General features: G+C 65.8%; 27 protein-coding genes. 11 read left to right on the plus strand and 16 right to left on the minus strand.

All coding sequences use genetic code 11. The features are described from left to right. The 4 genes from AX708_RS20475 to AX708_RS11170 all read right to left on the minus strand — a co-directional run. On the minus strand, nt 1-626 hold a 626-nt coding region (locus AX708_RS20475; RefSeq protein ID WP_197426380.1), incomplete at its 3' end, for a helix-turn-helix domain-containing protein. A gap of 18 nt (nt 627-644) precedes the next feature. Further along, nucleotides 645-1,694: a ribonucleotide-diphosphate reductase subunit beta gene (locus AX708_RS11160; protein ID WP_066530371.1), complete on the minus strand. Its 1,050-nt coding sequence runs from the start codon at nt 1,692-1,694 to the stop codon at nt 645-647. 60 nt (nt 1,695-1,754) lie between these two features. Continuing rightward, nucleotides 1,755-1,943 carry a hypothetical protein gene (locus tag AX708_RS11165; RefSeq protein WP_066530369.1) on the minus strand — a complete coding sequence of 63 codons (189 nt, stop codon included), beginning with the start codon at nt 1,941-1,943 and terminating at the stop codon, nt 1,755-1,757. 70 nt (nt 1,944-2,013) lie between these two features. After that, nucleotides 2,014-4,029 (minus strand): ribonucleoside-diphosphate reductase subunit alpha, encoded by a 2,016-nt coding sequence (locus AX708_RS11170; protein ID WP_066530403.1) that lies wholly within the window; start codon nt 4,027-4,029, stop codon nt 2,014-2,016. A 771-nt stretch (nt 4,030-4,800) separates the two neighbouring features. Between AX708_RS11170 and AX708_RS11175 the strand changes: the two genes are divergently transcribed. Beyond that, nucleotides 4,801-5,763, plus strand: a complete 963-nt coding sequence (locus tag AX708_RS11175; protein ID WP_066530366.1) for a fatty acid desaturase — start codon at nt 4,801-4,803, stop codon at nt 5,761-5,763. Then, complete coding sequence (locus AX708_RS11180; RefSeq protein WP_066530364.1) at nt 5,760-6,671, plus strand: bifunctional 2-polyprenyl-6-hydroxyphenol methylase/3-demethylubiquinol 3-O-methyltransferase UbiG; 912 nt, start codon at nt 5,760-5,762, stop codon at nt 6,669-6,671. The genes AX708_RS11175 and AX708_RS11180 overlap by 4 nt, the downstream gene beginning before the upstream one ends. Before the next feature lie 206 nt (nt 6,672-6,877). Here the strand turns inward: AX708_RS11180 and AX708_RS11185 are convergent, their stop codons facing one another. Next, entirely contained in the window at nt 6,878-8,500 is a 1,623-nt protein-coding gene (locus AX708_RS11185; RefSeq protein ID WP_066530362.1) for an AMP-binding protein, read from the minus strand. Nucleotides 8,501-8,631: 131 nt separating this feature from the next. Between AX708_RS11185 and AX708_RS11190 the strand changes: the two genes are divergently transcribed. Continuing rightward, entirely contained in the window at nt 8,632-9,441 is an 810-nt protein-coding gene (locus AX708_RS11190; RefSeq protein ID WP_066530360.1) for a LuxR C-terminal-related transcriptional regulator, read from the plus strand. A gap of 231 nt (nt 9,442-9,672) precedes the next feature. Here AX708_RS11190 and AX708_RS11195 read toward each other — a convergent pair whose 3' ends face one another. Beyond that, on the minus strand, nt 9,673-10,206 hold the full coding sequence (locus AX708_RS11195) for a VOC family protein (protein WP_066530357.1): 534 nt from the start codon (nt 10,204-10,206) through the stop codon (nt 9,673-9,675). 134 nt (nt 10,207-10,340) lie between these two features. On the opposite strand from AX708_RS11195, the gene AX708_RS11200 reads away from it, so the two are divergent. From AX708_RS11200 to AX708_RS11210, 3 genes are all read left to right on the plus strand, one after another. Beyond that, entirely contained in the window at nt 10,341-11,768 is a 1,428-nt protein-coding gene (locus tag AX708_RS11200) for an SRPBCC family protein (RefSeq protein ID WP_066530355.1), read from the plus strand. Between the two features lie 128 nt (nt 11,769-11,896). Further along, nucleotides 11,897-12,652, plus strand: coding sequence for an SDR family NAD(P)-dependent oxidoreductase (locus AX708_RS11205; RefSeq protein ID WP_066530354.1), 756 nt, complete (start codon nt 11,897-11,899; stop codon nt 12,650-12,652). Then, a complete protein-coding gene (locus AX708_RS11210; protein ID WP_066530353.1) occupies nt 12,649-13,446 on the plus strand; it encodes a sugar phosphate isomerase/epimerase in 798 nt (265 codons plus the stop codon). The genes AX708_RS11205 and AX708_RS11210 overlap by 4 nt, the downstream gene beginning before the upstream one ends. 21 nt (nt 13,447-13,467) lie before the next feature. Here AX708_RS11210 and AX708_RS11215 read toward each other — a convergent pair whose 3' ends face one another. The 6 genes from AX708_RS11215 to nadB all read right to left on the minus strand — a co-directional run bounded on the left by AX708_RS11215 (nt 13,468) and on the right by nadB (nt 18,406). Continuing rightward, complete coding sequence (locus AX708_RS11215; RefSeq protein WP_066530340.1) at nt 13,468-13,935, minus strand: SRPBCC family protein; 468 nt, start codon at nt 13,933-13,935, stop codon at nt 13,468-13,470. Between the two features lie 4 nt (nt 13,936-13,939). Next, a complete protein-coding gene (locus tag AX708_RS11220; protein WP_066530333.1) occupies nt 13,940-14,263 on the minus strand; it encodes a helix-turn-helix transcriptional regulator in 324 nt (107 codons plus the stop codon). An 82-nt stretch (nt 14,264-14,345) separates the two neighbouring features. Then, nucleotides 14,346-15,245 carry an alpha/beta fold hydrolase gene (locus AX708_RS11225; protein ID WP_066530331.1) on the minus strand — a complete coding sequence of 300 codons (900 nt, stop codon included), beginning with the start codon at nt 15,243-15,245 and terminating at the stop codon, nt 14,346-14,348. A 34-nt stretch (nt 15,246-15,279) separates the two neighbouring features. Continuing rightward, complete coding sequence (locus tag AX708_RS11230) at nt 15,280-16,212, minus strand: TraB/GumN family protein (protein ID WP_066530330.1); 933 nt, start codon at nt 16,210-16,212, stop codon at nt 15,280-15,282. An 89-nt stretch (nt 16,213-16,301) separates the two neighbouring features. Continuing rightward, nucleotides 16,302-16,796, minus strand: a complete 495-nt coding sequence (locus tag AX708_RS11235) for a barstar family protein (RefSeq protein ID WP_197426381.1) — start codon at nt 16,794-16,796, stop codon at nt 16,302-16,304. Then, a complete protein-coding gene (gene nadB, locus AX708_RS11240) occupies nt 16,793-18,406 on the minus strand; it encodes an L-aspartate oxidase (protein WP_066530326.1) in 1,614 nt (537 codons plus the stop codon). The genes AX708_RS11235 and nadB overlap by 4 nt, the downstream gene beginning before the upstream one ends. A 257-nt stretch (nt 18,407-18,663) precedes the next feature. Between nadB and AX708_RS20480 the strand changes: the two genes are divergently transcribed. Next, a complete protein-coding gene (locus AX708_RS20480; RefSeq protein ID WP_156443419.1) occupies nt 18,664-18,807 on the plus strand; it encodes a hypothetical protein in 144 nt (47 codons plus the stop codon). 18 nt (nt 18,808-18,825) lie between these two features. Here the strand turns inward: AX708_RS20480 and AX708_RS11245 are convergent, their stop codons facing one another. After that, nucleotides 18,826-19,776, minus strand: a complete 951-nt coding sequence (locus tag AX708_RS11245; RefSeq protein WP_066530323.1) for an ABC transporter ATP-binding protein — start codon at nt 19,774-19,776, stop codon at nt 18,826-18,828. A gap of 237 nt (nt 19,777-20,013) precedes the next feature. On the opposite strand from AX708_RS11245, the gene AX708_RS11250 reads away from it, so the two are divergent. The 3 genes from AX708_RS11250 to AX708_RS11260 all read left to right on the plus strand — a co-directional run bounded on the left by AX708_RS11250 (nt 20,014) and on the right by AX708_RS11260 (nt 21,396). Further along, complete coding sequence (locus tag AX708_RS11250) at nt 20,014-20,274, plus strand: zinc-finger domain-containing protein (RefSeq protein WP_066530321.1); 261 nt, start codon at nt 20,014-20,016, stop codon at nt 20,272-20,274. A gap of 73 nt (nt 20,275-20,347) precedes the next feature. Continuing rightward, nucleotides 20,348-20,824 (plus strand): hypothetical protein, encoded by a 477-nt coding sequence (locus tag AX708_RS11255; protein WP_066530320.1) that lies wholly within the window; start codon nt 20,348-20,350, stop codon nt 20,822-20,824. Nucleotides 20,825-20,889: 65 nt separating this feature from the next. Beyond that, nucleotides 20,890-21,396 (plus strand): hypothetical protein, encoded by a 507-nt coding sequence (locus AX708_RS11260; protein ID WP_066530319.1) that lies wholly within the window; start codon nt 20,890-20,892, stop codon nt 21,394-21,396. Here AX708_RS11260 and AX708_RS11265 read toward each other — a convergent pair. The 3 genes from AX708_RS11265 to AX708_RS11275 all read right to left on the minus strand — a co-directional run bounded on the left by AX708_RS11265 (nt 21,357) and on the right by AX708_RS11275 (nt 23,963). Next, entirely contained in the window at nt 21,357-21,866 is a 510-nt protein-coding gene (locus tag AX708_RS11265) for a hypothetical protein (protein ID WP_156443417.1), read from the minus strand. The two genes, AX708_RS11260 and AX708_RS11265, sit on opposite strands and share 40 nt — an antisense overlap. Nucleotides 21,867-22,065: 199 nt before the next feature. Next, the gene (locus AX708_RS11270; RefSeq protein ID WP_066530310.1) at nt 22,066-23,040 is read right to left on the minus strand and encodes a nitronate monooxygenase family protein; all 975 of its coding nucleotides are present in this window, start codon (nt 23,038-23,040) and stop codon (nt 22,066-22,068) included. A gap of 278 nt (nt 23,041-23,318) precedes the next feature. After that, the gene (locus AX708_RS11275; protein ID WP_066530308.1) at nt 23,319-23,963 is read right to left on the minus strand and encodes a YceI family protein; all 645 of its coding nucleotides are present in this window, start codon (nt 23,961-23,963) and stop codon (nt 23,319-23,321) included. A 113-nt stretch (nt 23,964-24,076) separates the two neighbouring features. On the opposite strand from AX708_RS11275, the gene AX708_RS11280 reads away from it, so the two are divergent. Continuing rightward, nucleotides 24,077-24,679, plus strand: a complete 603-nt coding sequence (locus AX708_RS11280; protein ID WP_066530303.1) for an ankyrin repeat domain-containing protein — start codon at nt 24,077-24,079, stop codon at nt 24,677-24,679. Nucleotides 24,680-24,681: the final 2 nt, after the last annotated feature.

Here is a 24,681-nt window from a genome sequence, read left to right on the forward strand (position 1 = left end):
ACCGCCGGCGCCGGGTAGCCTGCAAACGCACCCTCATGAATAAGAGAGGTTAGGCATTTCGCGGGCGCGCCGTCTGTGGCCGCATCCTCAGCAGCAACTGCATCACAGCGCGCTATTCGGAACGCACGCATCCTCTCCGATGCTTCGTTTTCCTTAAGAAAGGACTGCCGAATTTCTTCGTATGTCATATCTCGGACATATGCTGTCTCTCGCACCACGAAACGACATTTACTGCCAAAATTTATTCGGTGCGGACCATTAATTGACCCTCCAATTTCGCACATCAGGATGAAGCCGCCAGTGGGCACAGTTACGACGTGGGACTGGAACCCGTCGAGTCTTGGCTCGATCATGGCGTCGAGGGTCTGGCTAAGTCGGCGAGTTAATCCGTCTGGGTCTTCATCGGTTATAGGCACGATATCTTCAGCCGCGCCATCGTGTTCAGATATTCCGTAGATTATCAATCCGCCACCTCGATTGGCGAGCGCAGCGACATCCTTCGCAAATTCAGCCTTGTCTTGTTCCAACTTCCCGGGCTGCTTGGCCTTGAACTCAAGGCTGTGGGATTCGCTGGCGCGATCATCGCACAGCGCGAGAACAGCTTCGAAGGTGGGCTGTAGGTTCATAGCTACAACCGTTACCCCCTACTCCGCAGCCTCAGCCCCAAACAGCCCGGCCTCAGCCTCACCCTCGGCGCCCGGCTCGTTCGCCGCCTTCGCCTTCTGCCGCTTGTCGAAGCTCGACCACACGGTGTTCCAGTCGCCGCGCGTCGCGCCCTTCGAGTATTCCGTGGCGCGGGTTTCGAAGAAGTTGGCGTGTTCGACGCCGTTGAGCAGCGGGGTCAGCCACGGCAGGGGGTGTTCCTCGATCATGTAGATCTCCTGGAGGCCCAGCTGCTTCAGGCGCCAGTCGGCGATGTAGCGGATGTAGCGCTTGATCTCCTTGGCGCTCATGCCGTCGACCGGGCCCATTTCGAAGGCGAGGTCGATGAAGGCGTCCTCGAGGCGGACGGTCTTCTGGCAGATGTCGATCAGGTCCTCCTTCACCGCCTTGGTGAGGCACTGGCGTTCTTCGCAGAAGGTGTGGAAGAGCTTGATGATGCCCTCGCAGTGGAGGCTCTCGTCGCGGACCGACCAGCTGACGATCTGGCCCATGCCCTTCATCTTGTTGTGGCGCGGGAAGTTCATCAGCATGGCGAAGGAGGCGAACAGCTGGAGCCCCTCGGTGAAGCCGCCGAAGGCTGCAAGCGTGCGGGCGATGTCCTCATCGGTGTCGACGCCGAACTGGCCGAGGAAGTCGTGCTTGTCCTTCATTTCCTCGTATTCGAGGAAGGCGGAGTATTCGGCCTCGGGCATGCCGATGGTGTCGAGCAGGTGCGAATAGGCGGCGATGTGCACCGTCTCCATGTTGGAGAAGGCGGCGAGCATCATCTTGACTTCCGTGGGCTTGAACACGCGGCCGTAATTGTCGTGGTAGCAGTTCTGCACCTCGACATCGGCCTGGGTGAAGAAGCGGAAGATCTGGGTGAGCAGGTTGCGCTCGCTCTCGGAGATCTTCTGCGCCCAGTCGCGGCAATCCTCGCCCAGCGGCACTTCCTCGGGCATCCAGTGGATCTGCTGCTGGCGCTTCCAGAAGTCATAGGCCCAGGGGTACTGGAAGGGCTTGTAGGTGTTGCGGGCTTCGAGCAGCGACATGGGCGGGTACTCCAATCAGACAATCAATATAACAGATACGGTGCGGGTGGCCGCGCGGATTCAGCGATTCCAGTAGGCAAAGATCACGATCAGGCAGAAGGGCACGAGCATCGTCACCATCGCGATGTGGATCATCGCGGCGTTGAACGAATGGCCGGGCGTGTCGCGCTTCAACTCGCGCACCGCCTGAATGCCGAACCACAGGCTGACGGCGAGGCCGAGCAGAGCGGCGGCGACGGGTACGTTCATGGGCTTCTCTCCCCCCTGAGAGCGTGGCCGGCGCGCGCAGGCGACTGCCCCCGCGCGCGCCCTGCCGGGATTACTGGCAGCTCAGGCATTCCTCGTAATCGGTCTGCTCCCCGCTGGCGGAGAGTTCGATCTTGGGCGCTTCCGAGGTGTTGTCGGCCTCCACCCCGCCGGCGAACCCGGCGCGCTGCACGGACTTGGAGCGGAGGTAATAGAGCGACTTGATGCCCTTCTCCCACGCCTGGTAGTGCAGCATCATCAGGTCCCACTTGTCGACATCGGCCGGGATGAACAGGTTCAGCGACTGGGCCTGGTCGATATAGGGCGTGCGGTCGGCGGCGAATTCGAGCAGCCAGCGCTGGTCGATCTCGAAGCTGGTCTTGTAGACCGCCTTCTCCTCCGGCGTCAGGAAGTCGAGGTGCTGGACGCTGCCGCCCCGCTCGAGGATCGAGTTCCAGACATTGGTCGAGTTCTTGGCCTTCTTCTCGAGCAGCTTTTCGAGGTACGGATTGCGCACGATGAAGCTGCCCGACAGGGTCTTGTGGGTGTAGATGTTGGCCGGGATCGGCTCGATGCAGGCGCTCGTGCCGCCGCAGATGATCGAGATCGACGCGGTCGGCGCGATCGCCATCTTGCAGCTGAAACGCTCCATCGCGCCCATGTCGGCCGCGTCGGGGCAGGGCCCGCGCTCCTGCGCCAGCAGCATCGAGGCTTCCGAGGCCTTGGCGTGGATGTGCTTGAACATCTGCAGGTTCAGCGCCTTGGCCATCGCGCTCTCGAAGGCGACGCCCTTCTGCTGGAGGTAGGAGTGGAAGCCCATCACCCCGAGGCCGACCGAGCGTTCGCGCGAGGCGGAGTACTTGGCGCGAGCCATCTCGTCGGGCGCGCGGTCGATATAGTCCTGCAGCACGTTGTCGAGGAAGCGCATCACGTCCTCGATGAACTGCTTGTCGCCCTTCCACTCTTCCCAGGTCTCGAGGTTGAGCGAGGAGAGGCAGCACACCGCCGTGCGGTCATTGCCGAGGTGGTCGATGCCGGTCGGCAGGGTGATTTCCGAGCACAGGTTCGAGGTCGAGACCTTGAGGCCGAGATCGCGGTGATGCTTGGGCATCATGCGGTTCACGGTGTCGTTGAAGACGATGTAGGGCTCGCCGGTGGCAAGGCGGGTCTCGACCAGCTTCTGGAACAGCGAGCGCGCGTCGACCTTGCCGCGGACCGAACCGTCACGCGGGGACTTCAATTCGAACTCGGCCCCTTCGCGCACCGCCTGCATGAACTCGTCGGTGACGAGCACGCCGTGGTGGAGGTTGAGCGCCTTGCGGTTGAAGTCGCCGCTCGGCTTGCGGATTTCGAGGAACTCCTCGATTTCCGGGTGGCTGATGTCGAGATAGCACGCGGCCGAGCCGCGGCGCAGCGAACCCTGCGAGATCGCCAGCGTCAGCGAGTCCATCACCCGCACGAAGGGGATGATCCCGCTGGTCTTGCCGTTGAGGCCGACCGGCTCACCGATGCCGCGGACATTGCCCCAATAGGTGCCGATCCCGCCGCCCTTGGAGGCGAGCCACACGTTCTCGTTCCAGGTGCCGACGATCCCTTCGAGGCTGTCCTCGACCGAGTTGAGGTAGCACGAGATCGGCAGGCCGCGGTTGGTGCCGCCGTTCGAGAGGACGGGGGTCGCGGGCATGAACCACAGGTTCGAGATGTAGTCATAAAGCCGCTGGGCGTGCGCCTCGTCATCGGCATAGGCATCGGCCACGCGGGCGAAGAGGTCCTGATAGACCTCGCCGGGAAGCAGGTAGCGGTCGGTTAGGGTGTCCTTGCCGAAATCGGTGAGGCGCGCATCGCGCGAGGGGTCGGTGACGATGGTGAAGCGCCGGTCGTTGACCTTCTTGCTGTCGGTCTTGGCGGCGTCCTTCACGGCCGCAGCCATCGCGCCCGCGAGCGCCTCGCCGGCCTTGGCGGCGATCAGGGCATCGGAGCCGGTATCGGTGGTCTTCATCGTAACAGCCTTTTCATCCCCCGCGATCACGCCGGTCTCGAGTTCGTTGGTCGCAGTATCCGGCACGTTTTCGCTCGCCTTGAAATCCATCTGAAGCCCCACTTGTCCCCCGAATCGTCACTATGGCACAAGCGGCCATGTTCTGATTCTGTTCTATACCGGCGGGTCCACAGACTTGCCAACAGTTCGCCCGCATCCGGGCGTGCTGACAGGTCGGTCGATCCCGTTCTGAGCGCGCGGCGGGCCCGTGGTCCGCAGCGACTCCTCTCCCGATCACTCCGCTGGGGGAGCGGCGGGGAAGTCACCATGGGTTGGGGGTCCGATTTGCGCCGAACCACTAGATGATGAATCACGTGGCGACTCCCGTCAATCGGCGATTAAGCACCTAGTTACCATGACGGGGGTGTTTCAGACCCGTGTCAAAGCCGCGACGCATGGACCAAGCTTGAGTCGCGGACCCCGCAAGCCCCAAATTGAATCTGTGAAGAAAAATATGGTGATTGAATCATTCGAATCCACCCGTGAATCTTTTGTACGGGCAGGGGCATGATTGTTGCGCGGGAGGGGTTGGAAAGCGGGTGCGGAGCGATGATGCGAGGAGTCCGCTATCGCCCCAGCTCCGCCAAAAAAGCGGGCGTTCGGCTATCGACCCCATGAAAGCCTGTCACCGCAGTATTTCGGCTCCCCGAAACCCGCCATTCACTGCGAAATGATCCTCGACGATAGCTGGACCACGTATGGTTTGGCGGCTCTTTGCTGAGAAAGAAAAGCAGCAATTTCCATATCCCGGCGCGTCGCCCTGCGGCTGCGAAAAAAGCCGCCCTTAACCTGTCGTTAGCCATCTTCGGCTAGCTTTTTCCCATGCTTTACGAGCCTATTCTGGCGGCCGAGACGCCACTATTGACCCGCGCGGCCTTCCGGCAGCGCATGCTTGTCGAGACGGGGCAACGCTACGCTGCCTTCCGCAAGTCGCTGACACCCCATTATGGCCGGGTGCTGGTCGACATCGCGCTGGGCTATGCCGCTCTTACCGGCTGGCTCGTGCTGATAGGGCAGGCCAGCGGTATCGTTGCCGGACTAGGTGGCGCTGCTGTCGGCGCGATCGGCGTCGGATTTCTGGTCGCCTACCTCCAGCTATTCATTCACGAAGCGGCCCATTTCAATCTCGCTGCGAGCCGCAAAACCAATGATCGACTGGCCGATTGGCTGGTATGCTGGTTCGTCGGTACGTCAATCGCCGCCTATCGTGCAACGCATGCTGAGCATCACCGTCACCTCGGCCGCGACGGTGACACCGAGGTCTCTTATCGTCACGCGTTGACCCCGATGTTCGTCATCGAGATGTTGACCGGCGTCCATGCGCTGCGCGTGTTCCGCGCGCGTAACCGCCAAACTCGCGCAAACGTCGCCGTGGCTTGTCGGGCTCCGCTGTTGCGCGGCCTATTCTTGCACGCCGTCATCGTCGGCGTGTTGCTGTGGCTGGGCTGGTGGCCTGCGGTGCTCGCCTGGCTCGGCGGTATCGGCATCGCCTTCCCGTTCTTCGCCACCATTCGCCAACTGCTTGAGCATCGCCCGACACCAGGGATGCGGGACGAGGGCGATTCGGTTACGCGTCTGTTCGGCGATGGGCCATTCGATCGCATTTTTGGCGGCGTCGGCTTCAATCGTCACCTCCTCCACCACCTCGAGCCGCAGATCAGCTACACGCGCCTGGGCGAGCTCGAAGCTTTTCTCGAGACGACCTCGCTATCCGAGCTGCTTGACGCACGCCGCGCCAGCTACCTGGGCACTTTCGCGGAACTGATGCGGGAGCAAAGGCGATGATCTGCCTGGCCTGCGGCTCGTCCGATCTCACACATTGGGCATGCGCGCGCGACGTAGAATATCTGTCGACATCCGAAAGCTTCAACTATTTGCGTTGCGGGGCCTGTGACGCTTTGTCGATCGACCCGGTACCGCGAGGTCGCCTCAGCGAAATATACCCTGATACCTATTACAGTTTCTCGCCCGGCAAGCTCTCGCTCGCCGAGCGGATCAAGCAAGGGTTAGACCGGCGCACCTTCGCCAAGCTCTTTGCCAGAGTTCACGGCGAAACCCTGTCCGCGCTCGACGTTGGCGGCGGCTCCGGCTGGCTACTGACTCAGGCTAAAGCAGTCGAGCCCCGCCTGACGCGCACTCAAGTCGTCGATATCGACGGATCGGCCGAGGATGCAGCGCGGGCTGCGGCGCATGATTTCTTCCTTGGTCGAATCGAAGATTTCGATACCGCCGAACGCTTTGATGTTATCTTCATGCTGAACTTGATCGAACATGTCGATGATCCGGTCGCGGTATTGTCCAAGGTGCGAGGTCTCCTGAAACCTGGAGGGCGCATCCTGATCAAGACACCCAATCATGACAGCCTCGACGCTCGGCTTTTCCGCCACCATAGCTGGGGGGGGCTTCACGCCCCGCGCCATTGGGTGGTCTTCACGCCCGAATCATTTCGTAAAGCAGCCATCAAGGCGGGCCTTTTCGTTGATCGCCTGTCGCTGACGCAGGGTGCACCGTTCTGGGCGGTGTCGGCACTTGAATATCTGTCACGCAAGGGACTGATCGAGATCAGACGCGACCGGCCCATGTGCAATCATCCGCTGTTCGGCCCGATGCTGGCGCTATTCGGTGGATTCGACCTGATCCGGGGGCGATTCCAGCGCACATCGCAGATGTTTGCGGAGCTGAGCGCTACTTGAAGGTTCACCTGGCCTGTGCGGAGACGTGTTCTTCCACAGCCGGGTGTGTTGCGCCTTCAGTGTCTCGAATGAAGCGGTCGCACGACCGAAAGTGAGGCGCGTAGCGGTCCAACTGGATCACCTCGAGAATGTCTGCTTCTAGAGCGGTTTCCGACCCACCTGCCGCCATTCACCCCTGCAAGGCGAACAACCGAAACCTGTCGCTCTCACACTGCCCCCTCCGCAATCGTCTGCGCAGTCTTGTAGTCGGGCTTGCCGTTGTTGAGGCGGAGCGATTGCCCGGTGAGCACATAGAGTCGCGGGATTTTGTAGCCCGCCAGCCCGGCGCGGGCGTGGGTGTCGAGTGCGGCTTCGAGTCCGTCGCTCTCTGGCGCGCCCTCGGGCTGGACCACAGCGACAATCTTTCTCCCAAAGCGCGGATCGGGGAGGCTCACCACGCGCACGTCCTTGACCCCCGGATGCTCGAGCAGCACCGCCTCGACCTCCTCGGGAAACACCTTCTCGCCGCCGGTGTTGATGCACATGTTGTCGCGGCCGATGAATTCGAGGGTGCCGTCGGGCGACCAGCGCGCGCGGTCGCCGGTCATCAGCCAGCGCCTGCCGCCGATGACGGGGAAGGTCTGGGCGTTCTTCTCGTCCTCGCCGAGATAGCCGAGCGGCAGCGGCCCGGTGCGCGCGACGATGCCGACGCCGTCGGAGCCGGGGGGGATTTCGTTGAAGTGCTCGTCGAACAGTTTTGTCTCGCGCCCGGGCAGGGGCTGGAACTTGCCGCCGCCGGTCGAGCCCGCCGCGGTGGTGATGACGATGCCGGTGCCCGAGCTTTCGGACGAGCCGAGCGCGTCGACGATTGTCAGCCGGGGCGCGTGGGCGATCAGCCGCTGCTTCAAGGCAGGCGAGAACACCGCCCCCGAGGAGGTGATGCTCCGCAGCGACGCCAGCACCTCCGCCCCGTCGCCGCGCGCGTCGAGCCGGTCGGCCAGCGGCAGGGCGAAGGCGTCGCCGACGATGAAGATGCCGCGCGCCCCGATCCGAGCAACCTCGTCCAGCGCCAGATCGGCGTCGAACTTCGGCCCCGGCAGCAGCGCCAGGGTGCCGCCCTTGAGCAAGTGGATCACCGCAGTGAATTGCCCCGCGCCATGCATCAGCGGCGAGAGCAGCAGCAGCGGCGAGGTGCTCGCCGGGTGCTCGGGGCCGATCGACGCCGCGCGTGCCACCTGCTCGTCAAGCGATGCGGCCACGAAGGGCGGCTGCCCTGGCCCTTGCTGCCACAGGCCGATATTGAACGCCTGCCACGCCTGATCCATCGGCCACATCACCGCCTTGGGCATCCCCGTGGTGCCCCCGGTGGCGGTGAGGAACAGCGCCTCGGGGTCGCCGTGAATCGCGAAATCGGCGGGCAGCGCGGTTTCGCCCAGCGCAGCCCACTCCTCGTCCCCGACATCGACCGTCAGCGTGCCCTCGGGCATGGCCGCGCGCGCCATCTCGGCAAAATCGCTCTCGGTGAACAGCGCCTTCAGCCCGAAGCGGGTAAAGATGTCAGCCAGCTCACGCGCCTTGTAGTGGTAGTTCACATTGACCGGCACCACGCCCGCCTTCACGCAACCAAAGTAGGCGAGCAGGTAGTCGGGCGTGTTCCTGAGCATCTGCCCGGCGATGTCTCCGGGCTTGAGGCCGCGCGCGGCAAGGCCCGCCGCGATCCGGTCGGTGAGCGCATCGAGCTCGCCCCAGCTCACCACCCGGCTCCCATGCACCAGCGCGGGCCGCTCCGCCGGGATCGCCCCCGCCAGCGCCTTCACCACCACCCCGAAATTCGCGCCCGCAAATGCCATCCGTTCCGTTCTCCCTATCCCTTTCGCTAGCCCCGCATGGGCTCGCATTCCCCTACGTAAATGATGAGGAGATTCCGAAAAATTGCGGTAGTCTTCCGAATCAGAAAACAAAGAGAGGAGCAAGGCTGGGGATGGCTACGAATGTTGTCGAACTGCGCACGCCGCAAGGACGCGAATCGCTCGAACAGCTGCTCGACAGCGTGACCATCACCTGCCCCGAGGACATCCACGATGCCGCGGTCAACCTCGCCCGCATCGCGCAGGAGCGGGGGATGCAGATCGCGGTGTGCGATGACATCAGTTCCAAGGAACCGATGGTCGATGTCGACGGCACGATCCTCAACGCCGATATCTTCCGCTGGCTCGATGACGGCGCGCGCTGGTGGGAGGACCACCGCCTCGCACTGCACTCGCCGCTGCCGCGCGCATGCCGTTACGAAAGCGAGCCCTTCTGGGTCAGCCGCCACGGCTTCAACACCCGCTGGCGCAACCACTACCTTTCCGAGATCGACCTCGCCGATTTCGAGAAGCGCGCGCTGTGCAAGGCGGCGATCGTGATCCCGACCCATCCGCCCTTCGGCCAGATTTCCGCCTCGAGCTTCATCTCGATGGACCGCGACAAGGAGGACCTCTCGGCCGAATTCGCCGAATATGGCGCGCTCTTCGCGATGGTGACGCGGTGCTTTGTCGCGGGCTACGTGCAGGCCAACCGCACCAAGCGGCGCATCCCTTCGGACTGCGTGCTCTCCAAGCGCGAGGTCGAGTGCCTGCGCTGGGCGGCGATCGGCAAGACCGACAAGGAGATCAGCATGATCCTCAACCGGTCGCACGCCACGATCCGCTACCACATCCACCGCGCGGGCGAGAAGCTGGACAGCGTGAACCGCGCGCAGACGATCTTCAAGGCCGGGCAGCTGGGTTACCTGGGCGCGTCTGATTAGCGCAGCCGCCTCCGCGGCTGCGTCCTCGGTGCTGTTTCGATCCCTGCGGGATCGAGCACCTGCGGCTCGCGCGCGTGCGCTCGCGGCCCTGGGGGGCCGGACCAGCGCCTCCATGAGCGGTTTGCACTGAACCGACGCCGCAGGCGTCGCAAGGCCGAATGGCCGCCCGCAGCGGGCGCAGCTTTGCTGCGCGTCTAGCGAGGACCGCGCGCCCGGAGGGGCGTGCGGAAATCAAAGACGCCGCAACGGCTCGCTGCCATCCCAGCCGATCCCGGCCGCCTTGATCATCCCGAACAGGTCCGGCCCGTCCTTGGCCTGCTGGAGGATCTCCACCAGCGTCCCCGGCCCGCCGCCGGCATCGACATAGATCACCTGACTGGTGCCGAAGGTCCCCTCGATCACCACCTCGGCCCCCTCCGCCTCGCACACGGCGCGGGCGTGGGCGAGGTCGTCGACCAGAATGCACACATGGTGCAGCCCGTTGCCGGTCGCGCCATATTCGCCGCGGTAGATCGAGGGGTGGTCGTCGCGCGGGCGGATCAGCTCGATCTGCAGGTCGCCCCAATAGGCGAGCGCGAGGTCGAACACCGCCTCGGTCGGCTGGCCGCGATACTTCATGCCATCGAGGTGAATGCCCTCGATCAGGAAGAACGGCCCGACGCCCATCAGCTGCGTCCAATAGGCCACCGCCGCGTCGAAATCCTCGGGCACATAGGCCAGCTGCATGATGTCGCCCAAGGCGGCGATTTTGCCCGTCAGACCCATTTTCCTCTCCAATCCGATAGGGGTTCTCGGCCTCAAGCTGTGTGATATTCTGCGCCGGAGACACTGCACAAAGTGCGAGGACGAGAGGCGGGGGCCCGAACCCACGACCCCCCGATGAGGACCGGAAAAGCCCCATGAACGAGATCAAGGACATTGCCCGCGGCGACCGTTGCCCGGGGATCAGCTACACCGACATGCTCAACGGCGACACCCGCCGCGCGCCCGATTACCTCTTCGAGGAATCGCATATCGAGATGGGCGACGATCCGCTGCCGGTGGCGCCCTATATCTCGGAGGACTTCGCGCGTCTGGAGCGCGAAAAGATGTGGCCCAATGTCTGGCTCTTCGCTGCGCGCGAGGACGAGATGCCCGAGCCCGGCGACACGGTCGTCTTCGACATCGCCGGCAAGAGCTTCCTGCTGATCCGCCAGAAGGACGGCAGCGTGAAGGCCTTCTACAACGCCTGCCTCCACCGCGGCCGCAAGCTGCGCACCGAAAGCGGGGCCTCGGTCCAGTTGCGCTGCCCGTTCCACGGCTTCACCTGGCGCAATGATGGTTCGCTGAAGGAAATCCCCTGTTCGTGGGACTTCAAGCATCTCGAAGGCAAGGACATGGACCTGCCGCAGGCGCGCGTCGAGCTGTGGCAGGGCTTCGTCATGCTCACCGAGAACCACGCCCTGCCCGATTTCAAGACCTGGCTCGGCCCGGCGGCCTCGCATTACGAGCGCTACGACTTCGAGAACCGCTACACCGGCATGTGGGTGCAGAAGAAGATCCCCGCCAACTGGAAGGCGACCGCCGAGGCCTTCATGGAAGCGTGGCACTCGATCACCACCCACCCGCAGCTGCTCGCCTTCCTCGGCGATGCCAACACGCGGTATGACCTCATCGGCGATCACTTCAACCGCGCGATCACGCCTTCGGGCGTGCTCTCCCCGCACGTGAAGGGCAAGAATTCGGACTACGTGCTCGAGAAGATGAACGAGTTCTCGGGCGGGCAGGACGCGCGCACCAACCGCCGCTTCTCGGCCAGCGAGGAGCCCGTGGAAGGCTACGACGCCGATGATCCGCTCGGCGCGCGCAAGGTGCTGGCCGAGGCGGGGCGCAAGGGCTTCGCCGAGCAATACGGCTACGACTATTCGGACGCCGCCGACACCGAGATCCTCGACAACTTCACCTACAACATCTTCCCCAACTTCGCGCCGTGGATCGGCTTCCTGCCGACGCTGGTCTACCGCTGGCTGCCGGGCGACACGCCGGACTGGTGCATCATGGAAATCCGCCTGCTGTTCCCGACCAAGAAGGGCGAACAGCGCCCGCGGGCGGTCGCGCCGACCTATATCCCCGACGACGAGCCCTTCGCCTGGGCGAACGACATCATGGGCCCGCAGCTTGCCAACGTCTTCGATCAGGACATGGCGAACCTCCCCTATGTGCAGGAGGGCATGAAGGCGATGAAGGACGGGCTGATGGAGCTCGGCCACTACCAGGACAGCCGCGTGCGCCACTTCCAGACGACGCTGATGAAGTATGTGAACGGGGAGCTGCCGGCTGTCGGTTAACCTCTCTTCGTCATTGCGAGCCGGAGGCGAAGCAACCCATGGCCCGACAGTTCCGCTCGCGGCACGGTTCGGCCATGGATTGCCGCGTCGCCTTCGGCTCCTCGCAATGACGAGGGGATGAGCAGAACATGAGCTTCTCCTTCGACCTCAAGGGGCGCACCGCGCTCGTCACCGGCGCGTCCTCGGGCCTCGGCACGCGCTTCGGGCGCATCCTTGCGGCGAGCGGCGCGCAGGTGGCGCTGGGTGCGCGGCGCAAGGACCGGCTCGAGGCTCTCGCCGCCGAAATCGGCCCGAACGCCGCCGCGATCCGCATGGACGTCGCGCGCGAGGCCGACATCATCGCCGGGTTCGACGAGGCCGACGCGATCTTCGGCAAGGTGGTCGATACCGTGATCGCCAATGCCGGGGTCGACGGCGCGGGGATGGCGACCGCCATCTCCGAAGAAGAGATCGAGCAGACCCTCGCGATCAACCTGAAGGGCGCGATCCTTACTGCACGGGAAGGCGCGCGCAGGATGATCGCGAACGGCGTCACCAACGGTCGGATCGTGCTGATCGCCTCGATCACCGCCTTCGAGCCCTCCCCCGGCCTCGTGGCCTATGCCGCGAGCAAGGCGGGCGTGGTGCAGGCTGGCCGGACGCTGGCGAGGGAATGGGCGCGGGCCGGGATCAACGTCAACACCGTCTCCCCCGGCTACATCCGCACCGCGATCAACGACGCGTGGTTCGACACCGAGGGCGGGCAGAAACAGATCGCGCGCTTTCCCAAGCGCCGGCTGATGGGCGAGGAGGGGCTGGACGCGATGATCCTGTTCCTGTGCTCGGACGCCAGCGAGTTCGTGACGGGGACGGACTTCGTGCTCGACGACGGCCAGACGCTGTGAGCCGCCGCCTGATCTCGCTCGCCGCCGGGATCATGCCCGAGGCCACTCCCGCCCAGCTGATCGAATGCGCCGCCGCGAGCGACTTCGATTTCGGCGGGATGTGGGTCGAGAAGGAGACGTGGACCCCGGCCACCACCCGCGCCATCCGGCGGCAAGCGCAGGACGCAGGAGTGGAATTCCTCGACTGCGAGGTCGCGTGGATCATGCCCGGCGCGCCCGATCCGTGGCTGACCGAGCTCGTCCACATCGCCGCCGAGCTGGGCGCGGCGAACCTCCTGTGCGTCTCCAGCGACCCCGACATGGCCGCCACCACCGCCAAGTTCCAGACGCTGGTGGATGCGGCCAAGGGCACCGGGGTCAGGGTCAATCTCGAATTCGGCATCTTCACAGAGGTGAAGACCATCCACATGGCCCGCGCGGTGCTCGAAGCCGTCGAGGGCGAGGCCAAGGCGCTGCTGGTCGACACGCTCCACTGGGCCCGCTCCGGCGGGACGGCCGAAGACCTCGCGGCCATCCCGCGCGAATGGCTGAGCTACTGCCAGCCCTGCGACGCGCCTGCCGAGGGGCCGGACACCAGCAACTTCGACGCCATCATCGACGATGCGATCAACCGCCGGATGCCCTTGGGCCAAGGCGGCCTCCCCCTCGACGCGATGGTGGGCGCCCTGCCCGCGCACCTGCCGATGGCGATCGAGGAGCGCTCGGCGGCTTTGCGCGATGCCTACCCCGACCTCACCGAACGCGCCCGCGAATGCGCCCTCACCAGCCGCGCGTGGCTGGAGGGACGAGACTAGCCGGAGAGCTGGACATCTCGTTCACAGCGCACCGGCGAAGGCTTCCAGTTGGTTCAGGCACGTGCCCCAACCTTGATGGAAACCCATCTCCTCGTGCTTGCGCCGATCATCGCCCGACTTGTGCCGCACCACGGTGCGGTAGCGGGTACCCTCCGGACAAGCCTCCATAGTGATCTCGACGCTCATGAAGCTTTCGTCATTGGGACGAAAGTCAGGCCCGATTGCGTCGGTCCACACCAACCGCGCAGCAGGCTCGGCGATCAGCACACAGCCGGGAGTCTCTTCCATTTCCTCGCCTTCGGGAGAAGCCATCACCACCGAGAAGATGCCGCCAGCGTGCGGCTCGATCCGTGCGCGGGCCACGGTCCACGGGCGGGGCGCGAACCACTGGGCGATCAGCGACGGATCGGTCCAGGCGCGCCAAAGCTGCGCGGGGCTGGCAGCGACGGTACGTTCGAGCACCAGATCGAGTTCGGGATTGTACTGCATGGGATTATCCTTTTCTCTCAGTGTCAGTCAGGAAGGTATCGAGGCGGTCGAGACGCGCGTTCCAGATGTTCCTCTGCTGGCCAAGCCAGCCTTCGGCGAGCTGCACCGTCTCCGGCCGCAAGCGGCATGTGCGGGTGCGGCCGGTCTTCTCCGAGGCAATCCAGCCTCCGGTTTCGAGAACCTTGAGGTGTTTGAGAAAGCTCGGCAGCGCCATGTCGTGTGGCGCTGCGAGTTCGGACACGGGTGCCGGACCTTTCGCAAGCCGGGCAATCACCGCGCGCCGGGTGGGATCGGCGAGACCATGGAAAATCGAGTCTAAGTTAGCCATATGGCTATCTATTCGCCTTCAGGTGATGGCGTCAAGATACTTATCTCATCGGCTAAGTCTTAAAGTGTAATTGGCCGCGCGTTCACACCCCCCGCGCGTGCCCCGCGATCTCGCCCGCCAGACGCGGGATCAGTTTCAGCGGCAGGTCGTGGCCCCAGCCGGGGATCGTCACCAGCCTTGCGCCGGGGATCACGGCTGCGGTCGCCTCGCCGCCGGCGGGCTTGACCAGCGGGTCGGCCTCGCCGTGGAGCACCAGCGTCGGCGTCGTCACCGCGCCGAGGCGCTTGGTGCGGTCGCCGTCGTCGATGATCGCGGCGAGCTGGCGCGGGAGGCCTGCGGGGTAGACGCTCCGGCGCATGCTGCGCAGCACCCGCTCGCGCTGGTACGCCTCGTCGAACGGGAACTCGGGGCTGTCGGGGGTGCCGATGTTGCGGATGATGTTGAGGCCGTGGGCGACCACCGTCTCCTCATCCATGCCCTTCAGGGGCGCGGTCAGCGCGCCGATTGCGGCAGGCTCGGCCTGGGGCAGCTTGCCGCTGCCGGTGGTCGACATGATCGAGGTCATGCTCATCAGCCGCCCGGCATGGTGGATCGCCATCAGCTGGACGATCATCCCGCCCATCGAGGCGCCGACGACATGGGCCTTCTCGATCCCCAGCGCATCGAGCACCCCGATCCCGTCATCGGCCATGTCCTTGAGGGTATAGGGCACCTTGGCCGGGAAGCCGATCTTCTTCCGCAGCACCTGAATGGCGGGCGAGGGCGCGCGCTGGCCTTCCATCTTCTGGCTGAGGCCGATGTCGCGGTTGTCGTAGCGGATCACCCGGAAGCCCTCGGCCGCGAGCGCCGCCACCAACTCGTCCGGCCACAGCGTCATCTGCGCGCCGAGGCCCATCACCAGAAGCATCGCCGGCGCCTGCGGGTCGCCGTGCTCCTCGTAGAAGATCTCGATGCCGGTGTTGGGGGTGGTCAGGGTGGGCATGGGGCAGGCGGTTCCTCTCAGCGGCCCCGCGCAGTCACTTCCACGGGGGTCCGGCAATATCGAAGCCGCGCGCGTCCAATTGGTCAAGCACCCCGCCGCCTTCCGCCAACACCCTTAGCGGCACGACCGCGAGGGTGGTGCCCGTGTTGGCGCTCGCCTCGGCGATGCGGTCGACCCAGATGGTCCTGAGTTCACTGCCCAAAGTCTCGTCCGCCCAGGGCCAGCACTGGCCGAGTGCGCTTTCGAGCGGGTTGTTCATCACGGCGGGAATCTTGAACCGCCGCCAGTTGGCCGCGCGCTCCTCGACGATCTGCGGACCCGCCTCGACCGCATCCATCGCGGCGACGAGGCAGGGGATGTGCGCAGTCGGCGGCGCTTCGAAGAGGTTGTCGATCACGTCCTCGCCCCTGAGGGTCGCGGCGCGGGTGATGGCGATGTCGGCCTTCTCGGCGGCGTCCTTCACCACGTCCGAGGCATCGCGCGCGGTGTCCTTGTTGAAGCGCAGCTCCTCGCGCAGCATCCGGAACGAGGTGAGCAGGAACGACTGGCGCGAATAATCCTCCTCGTGCACCGCGGCGAGCGCTTCGAGGCGCTGGAGCTGGGCGGCGTCGAGGTAATCGGAGGCGACGGTCTTGTCGGGCAGCTTGGTGAGCTTGCCGCCGGAGAACATCAGCCGGAAGATGTCGCCGGGCGAAATCTTGGGCCGCGCGCCGAGGATCACGCGGTCGGCCTGCCGGGTCGCCTCCTCGAGCCGCGCGGGCTCCCACGGGGTGGTCTTCGGGATCGCGCGGATCTCGCCGACGAGGATGACGGTGCCGCTGGGCGTCTCGACAATCCACATCGGCGCGCCCGAACGCTGGGCGGTGACGACGATGGCGTTGTCGGATTCGGCGGGGGCGGAGTCTTGGGCCGCGAGGGGAGCCGCCGTGAGCATTGCAAGGCAAAGCAGGCCAACGGTTCTCTTCATAAGTTCGCCCTTGTTTTTGATGGTCTGCCGATATGCCCTGCTAGGTCGCACCAAATGAACCGGAACCTAACCGGCAGGTTCCGGATCGATCACAATCCGCGCGATGCGTTCGACCATTCGTCCGGGTTCCACATCGCAGGACGTCCGCCGAGGTCGGGCGTGAAAAAGCTGCGATCCTCGGTTTGGACCAGGGCCAGAAGCCGCGCCCCTTGAAGCAAGCTGTTGCGCGATTGAGTCTCGATGATGTCGAGCAATGCGATGGCCTCACGCTCGCCGCGACTTACATGCCGGTCGAACCCGAGAAGAACCAAAGCAACCTTGTCGTTTCCCTCAAAGGGCCAATCTCTCATGCCGTCATTGAGCGCATCGAGATTGCCCGTCCAAGGGCCATAGCCGAACTGCTCTTCCCAGTGGAGAACCTCGCTGAACCGGGTCCGCATCGTGCCGGGGTCGGTGCAATCGATGAGATGAAGATCGTAACCAAGTGCGGCGAGATCGGCGCACCACTTGTCGAGGATAGCGCGTTGCCAGAACAGGTGCACGGCGCCGTCTTGCAGCAAGTGCAGATCTACCGTCCAAGTCACGGCACCAGCACCGTATCCTTGGCCTCAGCCGCCAGATCGGGATAATCGAGCGTGTAGTGCAGCCCCCGGCTCTCCTTGCGGCGGAGCGCGGATTGCACGATCAGCTCGGCGGCCTGGAGCAGGTTGCGCAACTCAATAAGATCGGTCGTCACGCGGAAGGCGCCGTAGTAATCCTCGACCTCGCGCTTCAGCAGTTCGATCCGGCTCGCCGCGCGCTCCAACCGCTTGGTGGTGCGCACGATGCCGACGTAGTTCCACATGAAGCGGCGGATTTCGGTCCAGTTCTGCTTGATGACGACCTCTTCGTCCGAGTCGGTCACGCGGCTTTCGTCCCATGGGAGGATCGCGGGGGGCGCCTCCAAAGTGTCCCAGCGCGCGAGGATGTCCTGCGCGGCGGCCTCGCCGAAGACGAAGCATTCGAGCAGGCTGTTGGACGCCAGCCGGTTCGCGCCGTGGAGGCCGCTTTCGGTGCACTCGCCCGCCGCCCACAGGCCCGGAATGTCGGTGCGCGCGTCGAGGCCGACGACCACGCCGCCGCAGGTGTAGTGCTGCGCGGGGACGACGGGGATCGGCTGCTTGGTCATGTCGATCCCGAGGCCCATCAGCTTGTCGTAGATCGTGGGGAAGTGGCCCTTCACGAACTCGGGGTCTTCATGGCTGATGTCGAGGTGCACGTAATCGAGGCCGAAGCGCTTGATCTCGGCATCGATCGCGCGGGCGACCACGTCGCGCGGCGCAAGCTCCATCCGCTCGGGGTCGTAGAAGGTCATGAAGCGCTTGCCGGTGCGCGGGTTGATCAGCCGGCCCCCTTCCCCGCGAACCGCCTCGGTAATCAGAAAATTCTTGGTCTCGAGGTGGTAGAGGCAGGTCGGGTGGAACTGCATCATTTCCATGTTGGAGACGCGCGCGCCTGCTCGCCACGCCATCGCGATGCCGTCGCCGGTCGCGCCGCGCGGGGCGGTGGAGAACTGGTACACGCGCCCCGCGCCGCCCGTGGCGAGGATCGTCGCGCGGGCGACATGGCGCTCCACGTGGCCGGTCGCCTCGTCGAGCGCGTAGACGCCCCACACGCGCCCCGCGGCGGAGAAGTGCTCGCGGTGGCGGTCGGTAATGAAGTCGATGCAGGTGCGGCCCGGCAGCAGGGTGATGTTGGGGTTCGCCTCGGCGGCGCGCAGCAGCGCCTCCTGCACCGCCCAGCCGGTCGCATCGTCGACATGGACGATGCGGCGGTGCGAATGGCCGCCTTCGCGGGTGAGGTGGAGCGCTTCGGCCTCGCGGTTGAAGGGCACGCCCAATTCGCACAGCCGGTCGATCGAGGCGGGCGCGCGCTCGATCACGAATTCGACCGTGGCAAGATCGTTGAGCCCCGCGCCTGCCACCATCGTGTCGCGCACGTGGTTGTCGAAGGTGTCGCCCGCATCGAGCACCGCGGCGATCCCGCCCTGTGCCCAGGCGGTCGACCCGCCGGTAAGCGAGCCCTTGGCGAGCACCAGCACGCGGACGCTCTCGGCCAGCGCCAGCGCCGCAGTCAGCCCCGCCGCGCCCGATCCGATCACGAGGACGTCGTGCGCTTCATCCTGCGGGCGGGGCAAGGCATTCTCCGTCACCATTGCGGCGCAATGCCGCGCAATTCGGACAGCGGCAAGAGCCAAGTCGCCTCCCAACTTTGGTTAGGAAGCTCAGTATTTTCCCTAGGTTGCACTGCAACATGATGCTACATGGTGCCCGGAACGACGCCCGACGCAGAATCGGAGCGCGCCAAGCGGGACGTAACACACTTCCGAGTCGCCACAACCTCTCACCGGGTGCTTGCTAGTCCATGTTCGTTTTTCAGACACTTGCCTGTCTCCTGAACCAGCATCAGCCCATGCGGCGCGACGTCACCTGGACCGGGCGCAACTATGTCGGGGTCTGCCGCCATTGCGACACGCCGATCGAGCGCCTCGGCCGGCGGCGCTGGCGCCGGCGCAAGACCGAGGATGCCGACCGGGGCGAGCCGACCCCGCGCTGACGGCGCATCCCGGAGGGGTCAGGCTGCCGCGGTCAGCTGGACGAAGACATCCTCCAGATCGGCCTCGCGGGTGGTCACATCGGCGATCACCAGCCCCTGCGCCTGCAGGATGGCGAGCACCTGCCCGGCATTGAGGCGATCCTTGTCATAGGTCACCGCGACATCGCGTGCGCCGTCCCACTCGACCTTCGCAAAGGCTTCATGCGCAGGCGCGGCGGCAAGATCGTCGGCTGCGGTCACCGCGACGATCTTCTCGCGCGCCATGCCGACCAGCTCGCGGGTGGTGGTATCGGCGATCACCTTGCCGTGGTTGATGATCGCGATGCGGTCGCACAGCTCCTCGGCCTCTTCGAGATAGTGGGTGGTGAGCACCACGGTCACGCCCTCGCGGTTGAGCTCGGTAACCAGTTCCCACAGCTGGCGGCGAAGGTCGACATCGACCCCGGCGGTGGGCTCGTCGAGCACGAGGATCGGCGGCGAATGGACCATCGCCTTGGCCACCAGCAGCCGCCGTTTCATGCCGCCCGAGAGCGTGCGGGCATAGGCGTTGCGCTTGTCCGCAAGCCGCACCGCCGCGAGCAGCGCCTCCGAGCGGCGCAGCGCGGCAGGGATGCCGTAGAACCCGGCCTGGTTCTCGAGCACCTCGAAGGGGGTGAAGAAGGGGTCGAACACGATCTCCTGCGGCACGATCCCGATCGCGCGTGAGGCGTTGCGGCGGTGCCGGTCGATGTCGAAGCCCCAGATCTCGGCCGTGCCGCTGGTCTTGTTGACCAGCCCGGCAAGGATGTTGATCAGCGTCGACTTGCCCGCGCCGTTGGGCCCGAGCAGGCCGAAGATCGAACCCTGCGGCACATCGAAGCTCACGCCGTCCAGCGCGAGCTTGCCCTCGGTCACCGCGCCCTTCGCGCCCTTGGCGGGGGCATAGCGCTTGACGAGGTTGTCGATGCGGATCGCGGGCTCGGTGGACATGGGTCTCCCCTAAGGCGTGGCGGGGCGGCGGGGCAAGGCGAAAGCGACCGATTGGCGCTTTCCTACACGCAAGGCGCCTGTCAGGATGCCGCGCATGATCGCCGCCCGCACCCTCCCTTTCTCGACGCCTGCATGGCCGGTGCAGGGGGCGGAGAGAGTTTTCCACTTATACTGTGTCTCATGTGTCTCCTACTGGCGGCTTGCGGGGCGCGGAGGCCGGCTGTATCGGGGGGCGTCATGAGCATTCCTCCTCCCGAAACCCTGCTGGTCGAGACCCACCGCGTGTCCTGCGACGGCGCGACCGGCATCCGCGGCGGCGCGGGCTTCCGTCCGGCGGCGCTGGGCCATCCGCGCGTGTTCCTCGAGATCGACGAGCACGGATACGTCGATTGCGGCTATTGCGACCGGCGCTTCATCCTGAAGGGCGGTCCGGCGGATGGCGCGGCGCAAGGCGGCCTCGGCGACATCGCCTCGGGGGCGGATGCGGGCCACCGCTAAGGCACTGGCGTTCGCCGCGCTGGCTATGCCCGGAGCTGTCGCGGCAGCGGGCCCTTGCCCGGTGATTGGAGCGATGCTGGCGGAAAATCCCAAGCGGTTGAAAGGGATCGGCGCCACCATCAACGTGGCAGGCACAATCGACGTGACCATGAACGGCGCTGCCGACGCGGTACGCGGGGCGGAGAATTGCGACCTCTACGGCCCGGCAGATCAACTGAATATCGCTTGTGACTGGAGCTATGGCGCGGATGGGAGTGCCGAGGCCCGACGCGATTTCGATGCGCTGAAAGGGCGGCTGGAAGCCTGCCTTCCCAGCCCGCTCGAACGCAGCGAGCCCATGGTTTATACCGAGCAGGGTCTGGCAAAGGCGGCGCAGGACGGGGGAGCATCCTATGCCGAATACCTCCGCAACCGGGAGGTGCTGGAGGAATACGAGCAGACCTATGAGCTCGGCAACGAGGGAGAGCATGCCCTCACGGTCTCGGTGAACCTGGAGCGCGACAAGAGCGATGGTTCGATGCGTCTGCGTCTCGATATGGAGCGCGACTAGCCGCTCAGCGCCGGTTAAGGCATTGTGGGGCTTAGAGGGGCGACAAACCTGAAGGAGATGTCCGCATGATTCGTATCTCCCCCCGCTCGCGACTGCTGGCCGGCTGCCTTGCCGGCGCGCTTGCCACCGCCGCCTCGCTCGCCCTACCCGCTCAGGTCGCCATCGCCCGCGGCGATCTCGAAGCCGACGTGACCGCCGCCGCGCCCGAGGAGGAGACCCCGGCGACCCCCACCAAGGGCGAGCAGCGCCTCGCCAAGCTGCTCGAGGGGCGCGTTGCGGGCGAGCCGGTGCGGTGCATCAGCGCTTTCCGCAATGTCCAGATGGAGACGATCGACGGTACGGCCTATGTCTACGGCTCGGGCAACCGGATCTGGGTGCAGCGCACCCGCAACCCGGCCGATATCGATTCGAACGACATCCTCGTGAACGACCGCCGCGAAGCCTCGCAGCTGTGCCGTCTCGACATCGCCTCGACCATCGATCGCAACACCGGCTTCTTCACCGGCGCGGTGTTCTTCGAGGACTTCGTCCCCTACACCCGCGTCAAGCCCGGGTCCGCGAGCGGGGGCTGACACTGCAGCCCGGCTTCGGCAGGTCCGGAGCGGGGCGGATCGGCGAGGGCGCAGCGGACTGCGCAACTGCAATCGTCACAGGCGGGCTCGGCAGATTGGCTGCGGCCCTGCGCGCCGACCTGGCGCATGTCGGAACCGCTGTGGACCGCCTCGCCCGGCGGGCACAGTTGCAACCCGTCCGCCTCGGAGCTCGCAAAGACCTGCTCGGCACGGCGATAGGCGCTGATCTCGGCATGAAGCTCGCCGAGTGAATCGGCTGCTGCCAGCGCGGCGGCGCGCCGGGTGCGGGCAACATCGATGCCTGGCAAGGCAGACAGCGCGCCCGCCTCTGCCGTGTCACGACCGGCCGGGGCGCGCGCATCATCGAGCGCGGCAAAACCGCCCTGCCAGCGTCCGAGCGTCCATCCGCCCATCGCCACACTGATCAATAGTCCGCCCAGCGCCGCTGGGCCATTCGCCAACAAATCCATCGTCACCTCCCCGTCCAACTTCCTCCGGGGAGCATCCCGATGCCGCCCGGAGGCATCCAGCCTCACGTGCGGCGCCGACCCCCTCCAGAATCGGCATGTCGCACTTTTACAAGGTGCTGCAGAGCGGCCCCTGCGAGAATGCGGGCGACTACCTAGTCGGCGCCGGTTGGCGCTGGCGGTGAACGGGTCGGCGCGCGGATCAGGCGCGGGCCATGGCCTGCATCCGGGCGATGATCTCCTCGGCCTGGAGCATGATGCGGTCGATCAGCTCCTTGCAGGTCGGGATGTCGTGGATCAGCCCGGCGACCATGCCGCAGCTCCACGCGCCCTCGTCCATCGCGCCTTCCATCATGATCTTGGGGTAGACGCCCGCGACCTCGGGGAGGATGTCCTGGATGGTGATCGCGTCGCCGAGCTCCTTCTCCTTCTGGATCAGGCGCTCGACCGCGGCGTTGTTGAGCACGCGCTCGGTGTTGCGCAGGGGCCGCATCACGAGGCGGGTGTCGAGTTCGGAGGCGGCGAGGATCGCCTGCTTCACGTTCTCGTGCACCGGGGCTTCCTTCGTGGCGATGAAGCGGGTGCCCATGTTCATCCCCGCTGCGCCCATCGCCAGCGAAGCGACGAGGCTGCGCCCGTCGGCCATCCCGCCGCTCGAGACAAAGGGGATCTCCAGCTCGTCCGCCGCGCGGGGGAGGAGGATGAAGTTGGGCACGTCGTCCTCGCCCGGGTGGCCGCCGCATTCGAAGCCGTCGACGCTCACCGCATCGCAGCCGATCTCCTGCGCCTTCAGCGAGTGGCGCACCGAGGTGCACTTGTGGATCACCTTGATCCCGGCATCCTTCAGCGGCGGGAGCAGCTCGACCGGGTTGCGCCCGGCGGTCTCGACCACCTTCACGCCGCCCTCGATCACCGCCTTCACCAGCCCCGGATAGTCGGGCGGGGTCAGGGTCGGCAGGATCGTGAGGTTCACGCCGAAGGGCTTGTCGGTCATGTCCTTGCAGCGCGCGATCTCGTTCGCGAGCTTCTCGGGCGTGCCCTGGGTGAGGCCGGTGATGATCCCGAGGCCCCCGGCGTTCGAGACCGCCGCGGCCATCTCGGCAAACCCGACATAGTGCATGCCGCCCTGGATGATCGGGTGCTCGATGCCGAACATTTCGGTGATCGCGGTCTTCATGGCGTGTCTCTCCCATCTGAGCCCGTCGCAGGGGCGTGTTTGGCGCGAGACAAGCCGAGTTGGCGGGCGCTTTCAAGCCCGCTTTTGCGAGGTCGGGCCTCGCCCCCCGCGCGCCGTAGCGTCAGGCTGGCGGGATTTTTCACGGGGAACCGGGCGGCGGGGAGGCGGTGGGATCGGTGCGCCTCGCACATCCGCCCGGCATCGGGGGAATGCACCCTCCCGCCCGCCGCCGCCTTGATCCAGCGCAAACCTTCCGAAACGGAGCGAAAACCGTAGCCTCAGCCGCGGGTGAAGGCGAGCGTGAAGGTGACTGGCACCGCGGGCGTGATCGAGGGCAGCTGGGCCAGCGCGCGCAGTTCGCCCAGCTCGTCGGTCAGGCCGAACATGTCGGTCGAGATGATGACGGGCGCGGCCGATACCACAAGCACGCGGTCCTCGGCGGTGCGGGTGACCAGCACCTCGGTCTCGACATCGGCGCTCGCGCCCTTGATCGTGACGCTGGCCTTGAGCGGCCGCAGCACCGATTGCCCGACCGCGAGCCCTGCAAAGCGCGCGGGATCGAGCTTCGCCGTGACGGTGGCGGCCGGGTTGTCGGCGACCTGGAAGAACACCTCGCGCATCCTCTCGTCACGGATCTCGACGCCGGTGTTGACCGAGGCGAGGTCGATGCCGAGGCTGGCGGTCCCGTCCGCCGCGACGCTGCCCGAAAGCGTGTCGAAGCGGTTGTTCTCGGCCACCTCGCCCGCCTTGATCGAAACATAGGCGAGGCGCGAGGCGGCGGGATCGAGGCGCCACGCGCTCTCGGTGACGGGCGCGGGCGAGGCGGTGGCATCGCTGATCGGCGCATCGGCCTCGGGCCCGGCACAGGCGGCGAGGGCGAGAGTGAGGGAAACGGCGAGGGGAAGGGAACGAAGCGACCGCATGGCCGATGCGTTATGCGATTTACTGGCGGCGCGGAAGGGGGCGAACAGCGCAAGGCTGGGGACTTGCGCGGGTTAGCCGGATGGTAAGCCGGAGCTGCTACGCCTCGCCCCCCATGACCAGTCCCGATCGCCTTGCGGCCGCGCGCGACGCGGTGATTGCCGGCAACCTTGCCAAGCTGCGTCTGCTGCTGAAGTCGGGCGTTCCGGCCGATGCACCGCTTCCCGGCAGCTCGCTGCTGCGGCTCGCGGCGCGCTTCGGCCATGCGGCGGTGTTCGACGCGCTGGTCGATGCGGGCGCGCGGATCGACGATCCCGAACTCCTCGAATATGCGGCGGACGGGAAGACCCCCTCGCCCGCGATCATCGCCCGCATCCTCGCCGAGGCCGCGCCCGCGCAAGCCGTGCGCGATGCGGCGCTGCGGTTCGCGAGCGTGCAGGGCGGTGGCACGGCGGTCGCGGCCCTGATCGCAGCCGGCGCGGATGTGAATGCGCGCGACCCCTTCAGCGGCGATTGCGCGCTGCTCAACGCGATCCTGCACGGGCAGGAAGAGGCCGCCGCGTTGCTGCTGGAAGCCGGAGCCGACCCGCAGGTGCGGGTGCTCGACGATCCCGCCGAGACCCCGGCCGAGAACCCGCACAAGGGCAGGACCGCGCTCGAACTGGCCGAGGCGCTGGGCCACACCGACATCGCCGCAAGGCTACGCGCGGCGGGCTGAGC

It is taken from the genome of Erythrobacter sp. CCH5-A1, assembly GCF_001557115.1.
In the GTDB taxonomy this organism is placed as follows: Bacteria; Pseudomonadota; Alphaproteobacteria; order Sphingomonadales; family Sphingomonadaceae; genus Erythrobacter.

Bases quoted from the DNA above. Each gene is read 5' to 3' on its own strand.
- AX708_RS11280 (WP_066530303.1), top strand. From the start codon at position 24,077: ATGACCAGTCCCGATCGCCTTGCGGCCGCGCGCGACGCGGTGATTGCC.
- AX708_RS11185 (WP_066530362.1), bottom strand. From the start codon at position 8,500: ATGGCATTTGCGGGCGCGAATTTCGGGGTGGTGGTGAAGGCGCTGGCG.
- AX708_RS11175 (WP_066530366.1), top strand. From the start codon at position 4,801: ATGCTTTACGAGCCTATTCTGGCGGCCGAGACGCCACTATTGACCCGC.
- AX708_RS11275 (WP_066530308.1), bottom strand. From the start codon at position 23,963: ATGCGGTCGCTTCGTTCCCTTCCCCTCGCCGTTTCCCTCACTCTCGCC.
- AX708_RS11170 (WP_066530403.1), bottom strand. From the start codon at position 4,029: ATGGATTTCAAGGCGAGCGAAAACGTGCCGGATACTGCGACCAACGAA.
- AX708_RS11215 (WP_066530340.1), bottom strand. From the start codon at position 13,935: ATGCAGTACAATCCCGAACTCGATCTGGTGCTCGAACGTACCGTCGCT.
- AX708_RS20480 (WP_156443419.1), top strand. From the start codon at position 18,664: ATGCGGCGCGACGTCACCTGGACCGGGCGCAACTATGTCGGGGTCTGC.
- AX708_RS11180 (WP_066530364.1), top strand. From the start codon at position 5,760: ATGATCTGCCTGGCCTGCGGCTCGTCCGATCTCACACATTGGGCATGC.
- AX708_RS11245 (WP_066530323.1), bottom strand. From the start codon at position 19,776: ATGTCCACCGAGCCCGCGATCCGCATCGACAACCTCGTCAAGCGCTAT.
- AX708_RS11260 (WP_066530319.1), top strand. From the start codon at position 20,890: ATGATTCGTATCTCCCCCCGCTCGCGACTGCTGGCCGGCTGCCTTGCC.
- AX708_RS11220 (WP_066530333.1), bottom strand. From the start codon at position 14,263: ATGGCTAACTTAGACTCGATTTTCCATGGTCTCGCCGATCCCACCCGG.
- AX708_RS11225 (WP_066530331.1), bottom strand. From the start codon at position 15,245: ATGCCCACCCTGACCACCCCCAACACCGGCATCGAGATCTTCTACGAG.
- AX708_RS11250 (WP_066530321.1), top strand. From the start codon at position 20,014: ATGAGCATTCCTCCTCCCGAAACCCTGCTGGTCGAGACCCACCGCGTG.
- nadB (WP_066530326.1), bottom strand. From the start codon at position 18,406: ATGGTGACGGAGAATGCCTTGCCCCGCCCGCAGGATGAAGCGCACGAC.
- AX708_RS11200 (WP_066530355.1), top strand. From the start codon at position 10,341: ATGAACGAGATCAAGGACATTGCCCGCGGCGACCGTTGCCCGGGGATC.
- AX708_RS11160 (WP_066530371.1), bottom strand. From the start codon at position 1,694: ATGTCGCTGCTCGAAGCCCGCAACACCTACAAGCCCTTCCAGTACCCC.
- AX708_RS11265 (WP_156443417.1), bottom strand. From the start codon at position 21,866: ATGGATTTGTTGGCGAATGGCCCAGCGGCGCTGGGCGGACTATTGATC.
- AX708_RS11195 (WP_066530357.1), bottom strand. From the start codon at position 10,206: ATGGGTCTGACGGGCAAAATCGCCGCCTTGGGCGACATCATGCAGCTG.
- AX708_RS11205 (WP_066530354.1), top strand. From the start codon at position 11,897: ATGAGCTTCTCCTTCGACCTCAAGGGGCGCACCGCGCTCGTCACCGGC.
- AX708_RS11270 (WP_066530310.1), bottom strand. From the start codon at position 23,040: ATGAAGACCGCGATCACCGAAATGTTCGGCATCGAGCACCCGATCATC.
- AX708_RS11190 (WP_066530360.1), top strand. From the start codon at position 8,632: ATGGCTACGAATGTTGTCGAACTGCGCACGCCGCAAGGACGCGAATCG.
- AX708_RS11165 (WP_066530369.1), bottom strand. From the start codon at position 1,943: ATGAACGTACCCGTCGCCGCCGCTCTGCTCGGCCTCGCCGTCAGCCTG.
- AX708_RS11230 (WP_066530330.1), bottom strand. From the start codon at position 16,212: ATGAAGAGAACCGTTGGCCTGCTTTGCCTTGCAATGCTCACGGCGGCT.
- AX708_RS11255 (WP_066530320.1), top strand. From the start codon at position 20,348: ATGCTGGCGGAAAATCCCAAGCGGTTGAAAGGGATCGGCGCCACCATC.